Consider the following 15064-nt stretch of genomic DNA (forward strand, 5'->3'; position numbering starts at 1 on the left):
ATCATCATCACGGTGCAGGTGCTGTGGATCATCTTCGGCGCGCTGCTGCTGCTCAACACGCTCAAGCACTCGGGCGGCATCGCCAGCATCCGCAGCGGCTTCGCACGCATCAGCCCGGATCGCCGCATCCAGGTGATCCTGATCGCCTGGCTGTTCGGCTGCTTCATCGAGGGCGCATCGGGCTTCGGCACGCCGGCCGCGGTGGCCGGGCCGCTGATGGTGGCGGTGGGCTTTCCGGCGCTGTCGGCGGTGATGTTCGGCATGATCATCCAGTCCACGCCGGTGTCCTTCGGCGCCGTCGGCACGCCGCTGCTCGTCGGTGTGCAGGGCGGCTTGCAGCGCGAGTCGATGACTCAGGTGCTCACCGCGCAAGGCCAGACCTGGGCCGACTTCTTCAACCTGATCGTGGAGCGCGTGGCGCTCGGCCACGCGATCGCCGGCACGCTGATCCCGGCGTTTCTGGTGTTCTTCATGACCCGCTTCTTCGGCCGCAACCGCTCGTGGTCGGAGGCGCTGCCGGCGCTGCCGTTCGCGCTGTTCGCGGCGTTTGCGTTCACCATCCCCTATGGCCTGGCCGGCCGCTTCCTCGGGCCCGAGTTCCCCTCGCTGCTCGGCGGTCTGCTGGGCCTGGCGCTGGCGACGCTGGCCGCGCGCGCCGGCTTTCTCGTGCCGAAGAAGACCTGGGACTTTGCCGACCCGAAGGAGTGGCCGGAAGAGTGGATGGGCAGCATCGAGATGAAGGTCGACCATGCCACGAAGCAGATCCCGATCGTCCTCGCCTGGGTGCCCTACCTGCTGCTGGCGCTGATCCTGGTGCTCAGCCGCACCATGCCTGACTTCAAGGCCTGGCTGCTGTCGGTGAGTGTCGGCGTGAAGGACATCCTCGGCGAGGCCGGCATCAGCGGCAACTTCCAGCCGCTGTACCTGCCCGGCGGCATTCTGGTCTTCGTCTGCCTGCTCACGATCCTGCTGCACCGCATGCACATGTCCGACTTCGTGAAGGCCACGCGCGAGTCCGGCGGCACCCTGCTCGGTGCCGGCTTCGTGCTGCTGTTCACCGTGCCGATGGTGCGCATCATGATCCAGTCGGGCGTCAACGCCAACGAGCTCGCCAGCATGCCGATCTCGATGGCCCGCTGGGTTGCTGCATCGGTAGGTGACGTCTATCCGGTGTTCGCGCCGACGGTGGGTGCGCTCGGCGCCTTCCTGGCCGGCTCCAACACCGTCTCGAACCTGATGCTCAGCCAGTACCAGTACAGCGTGGCTCAAGCCCTCGGCGTGAGCGGGGCGACGATGGTCGCGGCGCAATCCATCGGCGCGGCAGCGGGCAACATGATCGCGATCCACAACGTGGTGGCCGCCTCGGCGACGGTCGGCGTGATGGGGCGCGAGGGCCAGATCCTGCGCCGCACGATCATCCCGACGATCTACTATGTTGCGCTCGTCGGAGCGCTGGCCATGGTGGCGATGCATGTGGTGAATTGGGGCGATCCGCTGCTCGGTGTGAAACTGCCGTGATGCGCTGCCCGAACCGAAAGAATTCCCATGGCTGATTCCCGCGGTCCGCTCAAGCCGTCGACGCCCCCCCGGGTGGCGCTCTTCGTCACCTGCCTGGCCGACGCGATCCGCCCCAGCGTCGGCTTCGCGACACTCAAGCTGCTGCAAGACGCCGGCTGCCAGGTCGAGGTGCCGGCGCAGCAGACCTGCTGCGGGCAGCCGGCCTTCAACAGTGGTGACACCCGCGATGCGGCCAAGCTGGCGCGCCGCTTCATCGAGATCTTCGAGCCCTACGACTACGTGGTCGCGCCTTCGGGCTCCTGCGTCGGCATGACACGCGCACATTACCCCGAGGCGCTGGCCGACGATGCGGCCTGGGCCGAGCGCGCGCGCCGGCTCGGTGAGCGCACGTTCGAGTTGATGAGCTTTCTCGCCGATGTCATGCACTTCAAGCCGAGCGGCGTGACACTCGCGACCACCGCCACCTACCACGACAGCTGCTCCGGCCTGCGTGAACTGGGTGTCTACGAACAGCCGCGCGCGCTGCTCGGCAATGTCGGCGGCCTGGAGATGAAACCCCTCGAAGGCAACGATGTGTGCTGCGGCTTCGGCGGCACGTTCTGCGTCAAGTACCCGGCGATCTCCAATGCCGTGGTGTCGGAGAAGGCCGCCGCGATCGAGCGCAGCGGCGCCCGCCTGCTGCTCGGCGGCGACCTGGGCTGCCTCGTGAACATGGCCGGCAAGCTGCAGCGCAACGGTTCGCCGGTGCGCGTCTACCACGCCGCCGAGGTGCTGGCCGGTATGGCCGATGCGCCTGCGATCGGCGAGAAGGAATGAGCGAGACGATGCACACCTCCATCCTGTCCTTCCGCGCGCGTGCGGACGTCGCGCTGAGCGATCCGAAGCTCAAGCTCGCCATCGACCGCACCACCGGCACGGCCGAGCGCAAGCGCAGCGCCGCGTTGGCGGCCTTTCCGCAGTTCGATGCCGCGCGCGAACGCGGCAAGCGGATCAAGGACCACGTCATCGAGCACTTCGACCACTACCTGCTCGAATTCGAACGCAACGCCATCGCCTCCGGCGCCCAGGTGCACTGGGCGTCGACGGCCGACGAGGCCTCGCGCATCGTCGTCGACCTGTGCCGCAAGGCGCAGGCCAAGCGCGTGACCCGGGTGAAGTCGATGCTCGGCGAGGAGATCGGCCTGCCGCATGCGCTGGACGCAGCCGGCATCGAGCGTGTCGAAACCGACCTGGCCGAGCACATCGTGCAGCTTGGCGGCGACCGGCCGTCGCACATCGTCTGGCCGTCGATGCATCGCACGCGCGAGCAGGTGTCGGAGATGTTCAAGCAATCTCACCGCGTCCCGCACCGCGAGGAGACGATCGAGGCGATGGTCGACAGCGCGCGGCGCGAGCTGCGCGACAAGTTCCTGAGCGCCGACGTGTCAATCTCTGGTGCCAACTTCCTGATCGCCGACACCGGTGCCACCTGCACCGTCACCAACGAGGGCAACGCCGAGCTGACGACCTCGCCGCCGCGGGTGCACATCGTCACCGCCGGCATCGAGAAGCTGGTGCCGAGCCTGCCGCACGCGTTTGCGCTGCTGCGTTTGCTGGTTCGCTCGGCCACGGGAGCGGATGTCACGCAGTACACCACCTTCCATTGCGGGCCGAAGAAGCCCGGCGACCTGGACGGCCCCGAGGAGTTCCACATCGTGCTGGTGGACAACGGCCGCACGAAGATGCTCGCCGAGGCTGGTTTGCGCGACATGCTGCGCTGCCTGCGCTGCGGCGCCTGCATGAACCACTGCGTCGTGTTCCGGCAGATGGGCGGGCATGCCTATGGCGGCACCTATCCCGGGCCGATGGGGGCTGTGCTCACGCCGGTCTTCGACGGTCTGGAGAAGTCCCGCGACCTGCCGCATGCGTGCACGCTCAACGGCAAGTGCCAGGAGGTCTGTCCGGTCGACATTCCGCTGCCGACGCTGCTGCGCGGCTGGCGCGACCGCTCTTGGCGCGAAGGGCTGGAACCGGCGGCGATGCGCTTCGGGATGGGTGTCTTCGCCTTCGTGGCCTCGCGACCGTGGCTCTACAGGCTGCAAACGGCGGTGGCTGTTCGTGTACTGCGACTGTTCAGCCGTGGGGGCTGGATCCGCAGCATGCCCGGGCTGGGCCCGTGGGCAGAGCACCGCGACTTTCCGGCGCCCGAGGGCCGCACCTTCATGGCCCGCTACGCCAGCGGCGAGGGGAGGCGCAAGTGACGGCGCGCGACGACATCCTGGGCCGCGTGCGCGCTGCGCTCGGGCGGCGCAGCATCGATCCGGTCACCGTGCAGGGCGCCGCCGCGGCGCTGCTGGCGGACCTGCCGTCGACGCGCCCCGCGCTGCTCGCCCCAGCGCTGGTGGACGCCTTTATCGCGCGGGTCACTTCGCCGAAGGTTGCTGCTTCGGCAGAACAGGTCGCGTCGCTGGCTGCGGTGCCTGCCGCGGTGGCCGCGTACCTGGAGCATCGCGGGCTGCCGGCCGTGGTCGCGCTGCAGCCGCACGCGCTGCTGCGCGCGCTCGACTGGTCGGCCTTCGAGGTTCATGCCCGCGTCGCGCCCGACGAAACCGCTGCGGTGGGCATGGCGAAGTGGGGCATCGCGGAGACCGGATCGCTGGTGTTTCATTCCGGCGCAGACTCCCCCGTGCTGGCAAACTTTCTGCCGCTGCATCACATCGTTGCGGTGCGCGCTGCCGACATCCTGGCCTATCTGGAGGACTATGCAGCGGCGGCTGCGGGCCAGCCGATGCCGCGCAATGTGAACCTGATCACCGGGGCCAGCGGCACCACCGACATCGAAGGCAGCCTGGTGCTGGGGGCACACGGGCCGCGGTACATGCACGTCGTCATCGCAGACGACTGACACCACCCGGACGAGCCGCCCCAAGCGAAGAAGGTATGAACGGCTTGCGCGGCATGGCCTGGTTGCTGGTGTTCCAGTCGATCGGCGAAGTGCTCTCGCGCGGCTTGTCGCTGCCCCTGCCCGGTCCGGTGGTCGGCTTGGTGCTGCTGCTCGCAGGTCTCCACTTCTCCGCGGTGCGCGAACCGGTGGCCGAAGGTGCGAATTTCTTGCTTGCCCATCTCTCGCTGCTTTTCATCCCGGTCGGCGTGGGCGTGATGACGCACCTTGGGCTGCTCGGCCAGTACGGCGGTCGCATGCTGTTCGTTGTCGTGCTGTCGACCTGGATCGGACTGGCCGTGACCGTGCTTGTGCTGCATGCGTCCGAGCGCACAGCAAGCAAGGGGTAGCCCTTGCCTCGCTTCGTAGAACTTTGGGTCTATCTCTCCGCCACACCGCTGTTTGGCCTGACGGCCACGCTGGTCGTGTACCTGCTGGCAAATGCGGCCTACGCGAGGCTGGGCAGCGCGCCCTGGGCCAATCCGGTGCTGTGGTCGGTGGTCACGCTGGCGGGCGGGTTGCTGGCCAGCGGCGTGGACTATCCGAGCTACTTCGCCGGCGCGCAGTTCATCCACTTCTTGCTCGGGCCGGCGGTGGTCGCACTGGCTTGGCCGCTCTGGCAGCGGCGCGCCGAACTGCGTGCGCGATTTGGGCGGCTGGTGCTCGCGGCGCTACTCGGCGGCGCGGCCGCAGCCGGTTCGGCCGTGGCGCTGGGTTGGGCCGTGGGCCTGCCGCATGACGTGGTGCTGTCACTCGCACCCAAGTCGGTGACGGCGCCGGTGGCGATGGGCATTGCCGAGAAGATCGGCGGGATTCCGGCGCTGTCGGCCGTGTTTGCGGTGCTCACGGGCATGATCGGCGCGCTCTCGGGCAAGTACCTTTTCGACGCACTGCGCATCGCCAACGACGCCGCCGGCTATGCGGCCCGTGGCTTCTCGCTCGGCACTGCGGCACACGGCATCGGCGCTGCCCGCGCGCTGCACGTCGATGCCGATGCCGGTGCCTATGCCGGGCTCGCGCTCGGCATGCAGGTGGTGCTTGCGGCGCTGTTGATGCCGCTGATGTTCCGCCTCTTCTGAAGGCGCTGCGTCAGAAGCGATTCGGGTTCGCGGCCGCGGTTCCGAGTCCAGCGATGACATCACCAGGTGCGTCGTGCCGTCGCGCCAGAGTGTCTTCAGCCTTCAGCATCCCTGGCCAGCGGAGTTGCATTGCATCCCCTCGTTGGCCAGCGCTGGGCGGGTGATGTAGCGGCACACTGGCTCCAGTGCTTGGCGCTCGTCGGCGCCTGCGCTTGACATGACTTGTCAGCGATCGCTCAGCGCCAGCCGCGTGCCGAGTGCGGCGAACGCCGCCGAGAAACCGACGCGCAGACCCTGCTGCAGCCGAAGCGACCCGATCACATGGCGCCGGAACCCGTGCGCGGCCAGCCCGTAGACGACGAATACACCGAAGGTCATGGCCATGAACACCGCGCCCAGCGCCAGCATCTGCCACAGCGGCTCACCGCGGGCCGGGTCGACGAACTGCGGCAGGTAAGCCAGGAAGAAGATCGTCAGCTTCGGGTTCAGGATGTTGAGCAGGAAGGCCTGCAGCACGTGCGCGCCTTCGGTCGTGCTGCTGCCGCCCAAGTCGGCGTTGACGGCGAACGCCGAGCGGTCGCGCCAGGTCACCACGGCCATGTAGAGCAGGTACAGCGCGCCGGCGAACTTCAGCAGCTGGAAGGCCAGCGCACTGGCGTGCAACACCGCCGCCAGGCCGAGGACGGTGGCCGCCAGATGCGGCAGGATGCCCAGCGCACAGCCCAGGCTGGCAAAGACACTCGCGCGCCGGCCGCGCAGCCGCCCGGTCGAGACCGTGTAGATCACGCCGGTGCCGGGCACCAGCACCACCACCAGCGAGGCAAGCAGGAATTCGAGGCTGATCATCGTGAAGCTCCCGGCACGGGCGCGTTCGGCATGCGCCGATCGTGCGTTTCATGTGCTCCGGCGGCGCGCCAGGCCAGCGCCGCCAGGCCGAGCGCAAACAGCAGTGCGCTCCAGCCCGCGCGCCAAGCGTTGGCGGCGTTCCAGGCGTCACGCGTGGCCGCCCAGTCCGCCGGTACGGTGGCTGGCGTCCACGACTCGGTGCGCTGGTTCAGCGGCAGGTTCACCTGCTGCGTGAAGAACACGATGCCGAGCGTGTAGCCCAGCCCGATGCACGCCGCGAGCCACCACCAGCCCGGACGCTCGCGCCAAGCATTCGTGAGGGCCAAGGCGCAGCACAGCGGCGGCCCGAAGAAGAAGCCGAAGAACAGGGCATGGCGCACGTTGCGGTTGAAGGCCGACTGCACGAGCGCGTAGGTCGGCCCGTCCAGTTCCCGCGTGGCCAGGTTGACATTGCCCGTGTAGGTGCCGAAGAAGCCAGCCATGATGCCCAGGCCGAAGATGGCCATCACCAGCGCAGCCCAGGAAACGGTGTGACTCATGGCCCGCATGCGAGGCTCCTGTCGATGACACGCCGCCAGTGTGGCGGCGGCCACCGCCACGCGCCTTAACCCGGGTTCAGGCGGCGCCGGATACGCGACAGCGCCACGTCGGTGATGCCCAGGTACGAGGCCAGGTGCCGCAAGGGGATGCGCGCCAGCCATTCGGGCCGGCGGGCGCACAGGTCCTCGTAGCGCTGCGTGGCGGTGTACTGCAGGAACTGCTGCTCACGGCGCATCTTGTCGTCGAGCAGCCCGGCCAGCACGCGGCGTTCCAGCGCCTGCCACTCCGGCCAGTCCGCACAGGCCACTTGCCAGTCCGGCCAGGGCAGCACCCAGAGGCGCGAGGGTGTGATCGTCTCGATCCAGAAGTCCACCGGCTGGCCGGACAGTCTGGGGGTCAGCGGCCAGAACATCGCGCCGTCGAGGTAGAAGTTTTTGTTCGTCGACTTTCCCTCGCGGTCGAGTTAGTGGAAACGCAACTCGCCGGTCTCGACCCAGAAGAGCGAGGACCAGCGGTCGCCCGCGCGCAGCAGGGGTTCGCCGGCGCCGGCCGACATCGGGCGCGACGACCCAAGCATGGCCTGCGCAGGCTCCGGCAACGGACCCAGGGCGGTGGACAGGAAGGACTGCAGTGGTGTGGGCATCGGGTGATCGTTGAGGCTCAGCAGCGCCCCAGCGTCCATCCTGGGAGAACGAGTTGTCGAGGCTCGAAATCGTCATCCGACGACCCACGAAGGCACGGCCTCGATTTTCACACGCGAAGGCCTCGCGACAACTGATCGCCGCTCGAGCGCGAGCGTCCGTCGCAAGGCTGCTCTGGGCACATCTTGAACCGCGAAAAGCCTCGCGCGCGCGGCGCGCATCGGCATCCGTCGCCAAACAATACGCTTCGCCCTACTGAGCCAGTTGATCGCGATTGCCCCCGGATCGCGTCAAGTTTCGGGCTGGTGCGCAGGGTGCGCGGGCCCGAAAGATCGGGCCTCATGGACACACAGCGCCTCTCGATCCGCGGCCGTATCCTGGAACCGGACGACCCCACGCTACGGGAAGCGTTGGCCGCCGTCTACGACACACCCGAACGTCCGCGCTGCCTGTGCGTACCGGGCGGCGTCGAGATGTACGTCGCCTTCCATCGCCGCTACTTGGCCAAGCGCATGCCGGACACCGGCAGCCGGCACCATCCGGCCTGTCCGTCGTTCGAGCCGTCGCCACAGCAGTCGGGTCTGGGCGAACTGGTGGGAGACGCGGTGCTCGAGTCCGAAGGGGCGGTGGAACTGCGGGTCGACTTCGCGTGGAGCCGCCAGGCCGGCGGTCGTGCGCCGGGAGGGCGGGCCGACGATGACCCGGGCGAGATCGAGGCGCCGCGGCGGCGCATGAGTCTCCGCGCATTGACGCACTTCTTGTTCGAGCGCGCGGGCTTCAACCGCTGGTCTCCGGCGATGGCCGGCAAGCGGTCGCAGGGTGTGCTGCACAAGTACCTGCTGCGTGCCGCCGAGCAGGTGATGGCGAAGGGGGTCGTGCTGGCCGAGCGTCTGTACGTACCCGAGCAATTCAACGAAGCAACGCTGGCGCAGGCAGCGCAACGCCGTCGCGAACGCCTGGGGGTGTTGCGACCGCACGATGGCGTGGCACCGATGGCGGTGGTGGTGGGCGAGTTCAAGGCGGCGGAGACGTGCACGGGCGGCTACCGCATCTGGCTGAAGCACATGCCTGACGCGCCGCTGCTGGCGTCGTCGAAGATCTGGGAGCGGATCGTGAAGACCTATGCGGCGGTGCTCGAAGCCCGGGACGCGGACCATGGCCAGCGTGTGCGGGCGGTAATCACGGCCTTGATCCGCGCGCGGCGCGAGCACACCTACGAGATCGACACGGCAACTCTGTTGCTGGCCAGCGAGCAGTGGATTCCAGTGGAGGGCGTGCATGAGTTGCCGCTCTTGCAGGCCCTCGTCGACACGGAGCGGCACTTCGTCAAGCCACTGCGTTACGACGCGCGCTGCGCGGCCACATTCGCCAATGCGCTGCTGCTGGACACGGGCGCCGTGCCGCTGCCGCTGCATGTCTGCAGCCCCTTCATGACCCCGCGCGAGCGCGAGGCCAAGGCTGCCACGCTGCGCGCAGTGGGCAGTGGCTGGGTGTGGTCCACCGACGAGCCGATGCCGGCCCTGCCGCCGGCGGTGCCGCGGCGCACCTGAACATGCGCACTTGAAGCGGCGCGTTCCCGGGAGAGCATGGGTTTGCCGGGATGTCCCGGTGCACGCCTCGCCAAGGAGCGCCGCCATGACCGCCGCATCCGCACTGCCCACCGTCACCTTGCACGGCGGCGCCTCGACCCCGACCACCTTGCTCGGACAGGCGCCCGCACGCATCCCCACCGCCGGGAAGATCCGCGCCGGCATCAAGGTGCTGACCAAGCGCGCCGCGGGCGAACCGCGCGCCTGCGAGATCTACGAGCGCGGCCTGCGCGACGGCCACTCGTTCGACCGCATCGAACAGGCGCTCGCCGAAGCATTGCCTCAATTGAAGAACCCGCTGGTGCCGCGCAACGTGCCCTGGTTCACCGTGCGCGCGCAGGACTTCGGCAACCCGGCGCTGGCGTGCGAGCTGATCGACGCCTACGGCGAGGATCGTGGCGAGGGGCAGCATCTGTACCGCTTCCCGGTGGTGTTCCCGTCGGACCACTGGCAGACGGTGATGCCACATGAACTGGCGGCGTGGGGCACGCACGACAAGCGCTACTGGTCGGAGTACGCGCCCGATGGACGCGTGCGCCACTGCATGTGCCACGCACCCGTGCCGGTGGACTCGCAGGGGCGCCGGGCGGTGCGCCTGTTCGGCGGGCGCAAGACGGTGATGCGCGAGGCCAACGGCGGCGTCTGCGAACCCGAGGCCTGCCGCGAGTACCAGCAGCGCGAATGCAACCTGACGGGCCGCTTCCTGTTCTTCGTGCCGGGCATCCGCTCGCTGAGCGCGTTCGAACTGCACACCACCAGCTTCTACGCGATGAACGCGGCGATCCAGAAGTTCGAGACCGTGGCCTTCCTGCGCGGTGGCCGCATCTCGGGTTTTCTGGATCGGCAGCGCACGCCGTTCTTCCTGTCCAAGCGCCTGATGGAGATCAGCCACATCGATGAACAGGGCCGGGCGGTGCGGGTGCCGCAGTGGATCATTGACCTCGAGGCGCCGGTGGATGTGAGCGCGCTGCTGCGTGACCGCGAGGACGACGAGGCTGTGCTCGTGCAGGCCCATGCGGCCTGCGGCGTGCTTGAAGGCGAGTCCACCGCGCCTGTCACGGCGGCCACCGAGGTCGCGGATGCCGAGGTGGCCCGGGCTCGCGGCGAGCCGACGCTGGAAAAGGTGCTCGCCATGGCAACCACGCATGGTGTCGCCGCGGCCGACTTCGAGGCCTACGCGGCGCGGCGCTGGGGGCCGGGCTGGAAGCTCAATCCGCAGGGCCGGCGGCGGGCCTGGGACGAACTGGACCGCCACCGCAACGACGTGCCTGGCTACGCCGACAAGGTCGCCATTGCTCTGCGGGAGGCGTCATGACTCCGCGCCGGGCGCTGCGGGTGGCGCACTTCTCCGACCTGCACTTCGGGCCACGCAACTTGGCCGAGGCCGATCGCTGCTTCGGCGCGGCGATCAAGCGCGCTGTTGACGCCGGCGTCGATGCGGCGGTGATCTCCGGCGACAGCACCGACCACGCACTCGACCTGCATTCACCGTCGGCGGCGGCGCTCGTGTCTCGCGTTCGAAGGCTGGCGGACCACTGCCCCGTGATGATGCTTCAAGGCACGTGGTCGCACGAACCACCGGGCACGCTGTCGGTGTTCAGGGAACTGGGCGGGCGCCATGCCGTGCATGTGGCCGACCGGATCGGGCAGGTGGGCTTGACGGCAGCGGGCGACTGGGTCGTGTCACCGGGTTGGTACTTCGACGCGCTGCCGGAGGGTCTGGTTGCGCTCTTCTCGTGTTTACCTTCGGTGAATCGCGCGGCGATCGCTGCGGCCCTCGGGGCCGCCGATGCTGCCGGCGCGACCGGCGAGCATGTCTCGGCACTGCTGCGCGGTCTGGCGCCGAGCCACGCCATGGCGCGCCAGCTTGGCCTACCGACCTTGCTGTTGTCTCACGGCACGGTGTTCGGCTGCACCACCGAGCACGGCGTGCCGATGGCCGGCTTCGACCACGAGTTCACCACCGGCAGCCTGTTCGATGCGGGTGCGCAGGCGGTGCTGCTGGGCCACATCCACCGCCACCAATGCTGGGAACGCGACACCAGCGGCGGACGGCGCTGCATCGCCTACGCCGGGTCGATCGGCAGGTTTCACCACGGCGAGGCCGGCGACAAGGGCTTCCTGCTCTGGCGCGTCGGGCCAGACTCCGCCACATGCCACCTGGAAGCGACGCCAGCGCGCCGCACCGTCGACATCAGCTTCGACGGCAAGCCCGACCTCGGCGCGCTGCGCGCCGCGCTGGTGGCGCAGCCGGTCGAAGGCGCCTGGGTGCGCCTGCGCTGGAGCGTTCCCGAAGAAGAGCGCAACGACGTCGACCGCGCCGCGCTGCGTGAACTGCTGGCCGGCGCCGCGGGCGTGCAGTTGGAGGGGCGCGTGCTGCCGGTGGTGCGTGTGCGCTCCGGCGGCATAGGCCAGGCCGGCGCGATGCGGGACAAGGTGGCTGCCTGGGCCGGCGTGGTCGGGGCGCGACCCGAGCCGCTGTGGTCGTGTCTCGATGAGCTTGCCGCGGATGAGACGCAGCGGATCGTGGGCGATGCGCTGGCTGAGCCGGATGTGGCGGCAGCGGTCGATGCACAGGGGCCCGGCGGCGAAGCGTCGAGTGGCTTGAAGGAGGTGGAACTCGCGGAAGACTGCCTCGAAGTTTCAGGAGGAGCACACGCATGAGAGTCCATTCACTGATGCTCAAGGGCTTTCGCGGCATCCGCGACGGCATGGGGCGGGACACCCTGGAACTGGACTTCGAGCACCTCGCTCCAGGCGCCGCGCTCGTGGCCATCGCCGGCGCCAACGGTCGCGGCAAGACCACCGTGATGGACAATCTGCACCCCTACCTGCTGATGCCGTCACGGGCGTCGACGGGTACGCCTGGCGGTTTCTCGTACTACGAGCACGTCGTGCTGCCGGAGAGCGAAAAGACACTGGTGTGGGAGATGGCCGGGCGGCGGTACCGCTCGCAGCTGGTGATCCGGTCCGGCGGCCGGCGAAGGACCGAGGCCTACCTGTTCGCCTGGGATGGCGGGGCCTGGCGGCCGGCCGTGATCGCCGACGGCACCGTGTCGGACGGCCGCTGCGACAGCTACACCCGTTGTGTGGAGTCGATCTGCGGCAGCGCGGAGACCTTCTTCACTTCGGTGTTCGCCGCGCAGGGGCGGCGTCACCTCAGCCAGTACCGCAACGCCGAGATCAAGGGCCTGCTGGCCGACCTGCTTGGTCTGGACGAGATTGGACAACTCGGCAGCCGGGCGCAGGAGGTCGTTCGCGGATTGAAGGCGGGCTTGAGCGCGCTGCGGATGCGGCAGTCCGAACTTGCGGTCGAAGAGGCGAGGGTGAAGGCCGACCTCACCAGACTGCACGGCGCCGACCAAGCCGTCGCCACGGCGACGAAGGCCTGCGACGCGGCTCGCAGCGGCTGCGATACGGCCCGGTTGGCCCATGCACGCCTGCTGGCCGAGCAGTCTCATTCAGCCGCCACCGGTGACCAGCGCGCGCGGCTCGAAGACCGCCTTCGCCTTGCTGCGGCGAACCTGCAGCGATCTGAGGCCGAATGGCAGCGGCAAAAGGATGACTTGCGCGAGCGCACCGAACGGCTGAACCGGCGTGTCGCCCAGCGCATGGCAGGCGCCAGGACACGTCGCGAGGCAGCGGAGGCCCGGCTGCGCCGCTGTGCCTCGCTTGTGGCGGATACGGGGCATGTCGCCCGCGCGGAGCGCCGACTGCCGCTCGCTGGGCGCGTCGCCGTTGCATGGCAGGCGCGCCTCGCGCAAGCGCGTGCGGTGGTCGAACAGACGGGACGGGCACGCGATGCACTCAGCCACGCAAAGCAGCGGCTCTGTGCCGTTGAACAAGCAGCCGGCAAGGCCGTGCTGCGAGCGCAGGAACTCGATCGCCGCTTTGGGCTCACCGGATCGGTGCCCTGCAGTGGCCTGCCGCTCCAAGGACGCTGCCAACTGCTGGGCGACGCACGCGAGGCCGCCAGCTTGATGCCATCGGCGCGTGGCGAGATCGACCGACATGCGGAAGAACGGGCACAGCTGCTGCGCGAGATCGAGCCGCTCGAGCGGCAGGCGGCGCAGTGGCAGATGGCCACGGACGCGCTCCGGGAAACCGAGCGCCGTGCCGCTGCAGCCGCCAGCAGAGAGACCACCCTTGGTGCATTGGCCGGGCGCAAGCCCGATCTGCAGCGCGCCCAGGAGGAACACGCGGCGCTGCTGGAGGAAGTGCGGGCCCTGCAGCTGACCGAGTCGAGCGGCGAATCGGACGATGAGCGCGCCGAGCGGCAGGCCATCGCCGCCGGACGGGAAGAATCCGTCCAGCAGCGGCGCCTCCGGTGCGAGGCGCATCGCGCGGACCGCATCGCCATCGAGCAAATGCTGGCGGCCTTGCCACCCCGATTCGACACGCAGCGGATGGCAGAAGCAGCGGCGAACGTCACCGCGGCCCAGCGCCGCCTCGAGGAAGCAGAGCGTGCCCATGCCGCAGCGCTGGCCGACGTGCACAAGCGCCGGGCCGCTGAAGCCGATCGTTCCCGCTGCGAGGCACGACGTTCTGCGCTCGGCGCCCACATGGACCGCGTGCAGCACCGCCTGGCCGACTGGCTGCTGTTCGCGCGCTGCATGAGCCACGACGGGCTCATTGCGCTGGCGATCGAGGATGCAGGCCCCGCGCTGTCGGGTCTGGCCAACGACCTGCTGCTGGCCTGCTACGGCGCGCGCTTCACGGTGGCGATACGCACGCAGGTGGAAACGGCGAAGGGAGAAGCGCGCGAAGGCTTCGACATCGAGGTGAACGACAGCGAGTCGGGCGATGTCAAGAGCGTCGCCTTCATGAGCGGCGGCGAACGGGTGTGGATCAACGAATGCTTGACGCGCGCTGTGGCGCTGTACCTCGCGCAGCAGTCGGGCCGGCGCTGCATGACCCTGTTCTGCGACGAGGCCGATGGCGCACTGGACGCCGACCGCAAGCGCATGTTCATGGCGATGAAGCGCGAGGTCCTCAAGCTGGGCGGGTATGAGCGCGAGTACTTCGTGTCGCAGACGCCCGAACTGACGGCGATGGCGGATGCGGTGATCGACCTCGACGAGATGGTGATCGCATCCGAGCGGGCTTTGCACGACGGCGTGGCAGCGGGTGTCGCGGGCAGCGAAGGGAAGCCAGACCCATCGCGGGCTGGCTTCCCCTCCTGATCGGTCGCCGCCGGCGTCAGGCCGACAGTTCCGTCACTCGCCCGTCGAGCGCGTGCTCGACGATCCGGTTGCCGGCGCGTCGGATGCTGTCGGCGACGACGGCATCGATCATCGAGCGCGGCACTGCGACGTCGAGTTCTTCGAGTCGCCGAACCACCGTGACGATGTCGCGCCAGTCTGCCGCCGGTTCATCCAGGCTGCTGTAGGCCGGCTCGTCGGCTTCAGCCTCCGAGCCGTCGTCCCAGAGTTGCAGGAAGAACTCGTGCAACGGCCGGTCATAGCCCATCACGACGAGTACAGGGCCTGCACCGCGGGCCGTGCGCAGGTGGTGCCGGCTCATGTCTCTGCTCCTGGTTCTTCGAATCGTTCGATGCCTTCGACCTCAGTGCCATGCACGTCGAACTTGAGCCAGATGATCCCGGCGCTCTCGGCCAGCTCGAACAGGTGGGCGAGGTCGGCTTCCAGCGGTGTGTCGTAGCGCGGCGCGCCCACGTACACAAAGCCGCCGGTCAGCGTGGGATAGGCATTCACGGACAACTGGTCCTCCTGCAGAAGATGGCGCGTGGCCGGTGAAAGGTGCGCGGTCGACAGCGCGACGAGGGGCTCCGCGAGTTCGCGCAGACGGGTCAGGACAGGCTCGCTCATGACGCCCTCCCGGCCGGCTGAGGGGACGGGCTCGGCGGCGCCTTCGCGCGCCGGTTGAAGTCGATGCCGCAATCGCGGCAGCGGTACCAGCGCAGGCGGCCGA

16 protein-coding genes are annotated in these 15064 nt (G+C 68.9%); 10 read left to right on the forward strand and 6 right to left on the reverse strand.

Annotation, left to right across the window (positions count from 1 at the left end; translation table 11 throughout):
* From QZV97_RS18220 to QZV97_RS18245, 6 genes are all read left to right on the forward strand, one after another.
* A partial coding sequence (locus QZV97_RS18220) for an L-lactate permease (RefSeq protein WP_295645885.1) occupies window positions 1-1518 on the forward strand: 1518 nt, incomplete at its 5' end.
* A 27-nt stretch (window positions 1519-1545) separates the two neighbouring features.
* On the forward strand, window positions 1546-2334 hold the full coding sequence (locus QZV97_RS18225) for a (Fe-S)-binding protein (RefSeq protein WP_295645888.1): 789 nt from the start codon (window positions 1546-1548) through the stop codon (window positions 2332-2334).
* An 8-nt stretch (window positions 2335-2342) separates the two neighbouring features.
* Window positions 2343-3758 carry a LutB/LldF family L-lactate oxidation iron-sulfur protein gene (locus QZV97_RS18230; protein ID WP_295645891.1) on the forward strand — a complete coding sequence of 472 codons (1416 nt, stop codon included), beginning with the start codon at window positions 2343-2345 and terminating at the stop codon, window positions 3756-3758.
* Window positions 3755-4402: an LUD domain-containing protein gene (locus QZV97_RS18235; protein ID WP_295645894.1), complete on the forward strand. Its 648-nt coding sequence runs from the start codon at window positions 3755-3757 to the stop codon at window positions 4400-4402. Before QZV97_RS18230 ends, QZV97_RS18235 begins: the two co-directional genes overlap by 4 nt.
* 35 nt (window positions 4403-4437) lie before the next feature.
* A complete protein-coding gene (locus QZV97_RS18240) occupies window positions 4438-4788 on the forward strand; it encodes a CidA/LrgA family protein (protein WP_295645897.1) in 351 nt (116 codons plus the stop codon).
* Between the two features lie 3 nt (window positions 4789-4791).
* Complete coding sequence (locus tag QZV97_RS18245; RefSeq protein ID WP_295645900.1) at window positions 4792-5517, forward strand: LrgB family protein; 726 nt, start codon at window positions 4792-4794, stop codon at window positions 5515-5517.
* A gap of 225 nt (window positions 5518-5742) precedes the next feature.
* Here the strand turns inward: QZV97_RS18245 and QZV97_RS18250 are convergent, their stop codons facing one another.
* The 4 genes from QZV97_RS18250 to QZV97_RS18265 form a co-directional block, all read right to left on the reverse strand.
* A complete protein-coding gene (locus QZV97_RS18250; RefSeq protein ID WP_295645903.1) occupies window positions 5743-6363 on the reverse strand; it encodes a LysE family translocator in 621 nt (206 codons plus the stop codon).
* Complete coding sequence (locus tag QZV97_RS18255; RefSeq protein WP_295645905.1) at window positions 6360-6902, reverse strand: DUF1772 domain-containing protein; 543 nt, start codon at window positions 6900-6902, stop codon at window positions 6360-6362. The genes QZV97_RS18250 and QZV97_RS18255 overlap by 4 nt, the downstream gene beginning before the upstream one ends.
* A 65-nt stretch (window positions 6903-6967) precedes the next feature.
* Window positions 6968-7315 (reverse strand): hypothetical protein, encoded by a 348-nt coding sequence (locus QZV97_RS18260; RefSeq protein ID WP_295645908.1) that lies wholly within the window; start codon window positions 7313-7315, stop codon window positions 6968-6970.
* A 51-nt stretch (window positions 7316-7366) separates the two neighbouring features.
* Complete coding sequence (locus QZV97_RS18265; RefSeq protein ID WP_295645911.1) at window positions 7367-7546, reverse strand: hypothetical protein; 180 nt, start codon at window positions 7544-7546, stop codon at window positions 7367-7369.
* Between the two features lie 339 nt (window positions 7547-7885).
* Between QZV97_RS18265 and QZV97_RS18270 the strand changes: the two genes are divergently transcribed.
* The 4 genes from QZV97_RS18270 (at window position 7886) to QZV97_RS18285 (ending at window position 14316) form a co-directional block, all read left to right on the forward strand.
* The gene (locus tag QZV97_RS18270; RefSeq protein ID WP_295645914.1) at window positions 7886-9094 is read left to right on the forward strand and encodes a DUF1173 family protein; all 1209 of its coding nucleotides are present in this window, start codon (window positions 7886-7888) and stop codon (window positions 9092-9094) included.
* 85 nt (window positions 9095-9179) lie between these two features.
* On the forward strand, window positions 9180-10448 hold the full coding sequence (locus QZV97_RS18275) for a hypothetical protein (RefSeq protein WP_295645917.1): 1269 nt from the start codon (window positions 9180-9182) through the stop codon (window positions 10446-10448).
* A complete protein-coding gene (locus QZV97_RS18280; protein WP_295645920.1) occupies window positions 10445-11797 on the forward strand; it encodes a metallophosphatase family protein in 1353 nt (450 codons plus the stop codon). The genes QZV97_RS18275 and QZV97_RS18280 overlap by 4 nt, the downstream gene beginning before the upstream one ends.
* A gap of 14 nt (window positions 11798-11811) precedes the next feature.
* Window positions 11812-14316 carry a DNA repair protein gene (locus QZV97_RS18285; protein WP_295645923.1) on the forward strand — a complete coding sequence of 835 codons (2505 nt, stop codon included), beginning with the start codon at window positions 11812-11814 and terminating at the stop codon, window positions 14314-14316.
* A 16-nt stretch (window positions 14317-14332) separates the two neighbouring features.
* Here QZV97_RS18285 and QZV97_RS18290 read toward each other — a convergent pair whose 3' ends face one another.
* Together QZV97_RS18290 and QZV97_RS18295 are read right to left on the reverse strand one after the other, a co-directional pair.
* Window positions 14333-14656, reverse strand: a complete 324-nt coding sequence (locus QZV97_RS18290; protein ID WP_295645927.1) for a hypothetical protein — start codon at window positions 14654-14656, stop codon at window positions 14333-14335.
* Window positions 14653-15064, reverse strand: a 412-nt coding sequence (locus tag QZV97_RS18295; RefSeq protein ID WP_366558916.1) for a hypothetical protein, incomplete at its 5' end; no start/stop codon positions are given. The genes QZV97_RS18295 and QZV97_RS18290, both read right to left, overlap by 4 nt.

The organism is uncultured Methylibium sp. (genome assembly GCF_902826655.1).
GTDB lineage: Bacteria > Pseudomonadota > Gammaproteobacteria > Burkholderiales > Burkholderiaceae_C > Methylibium.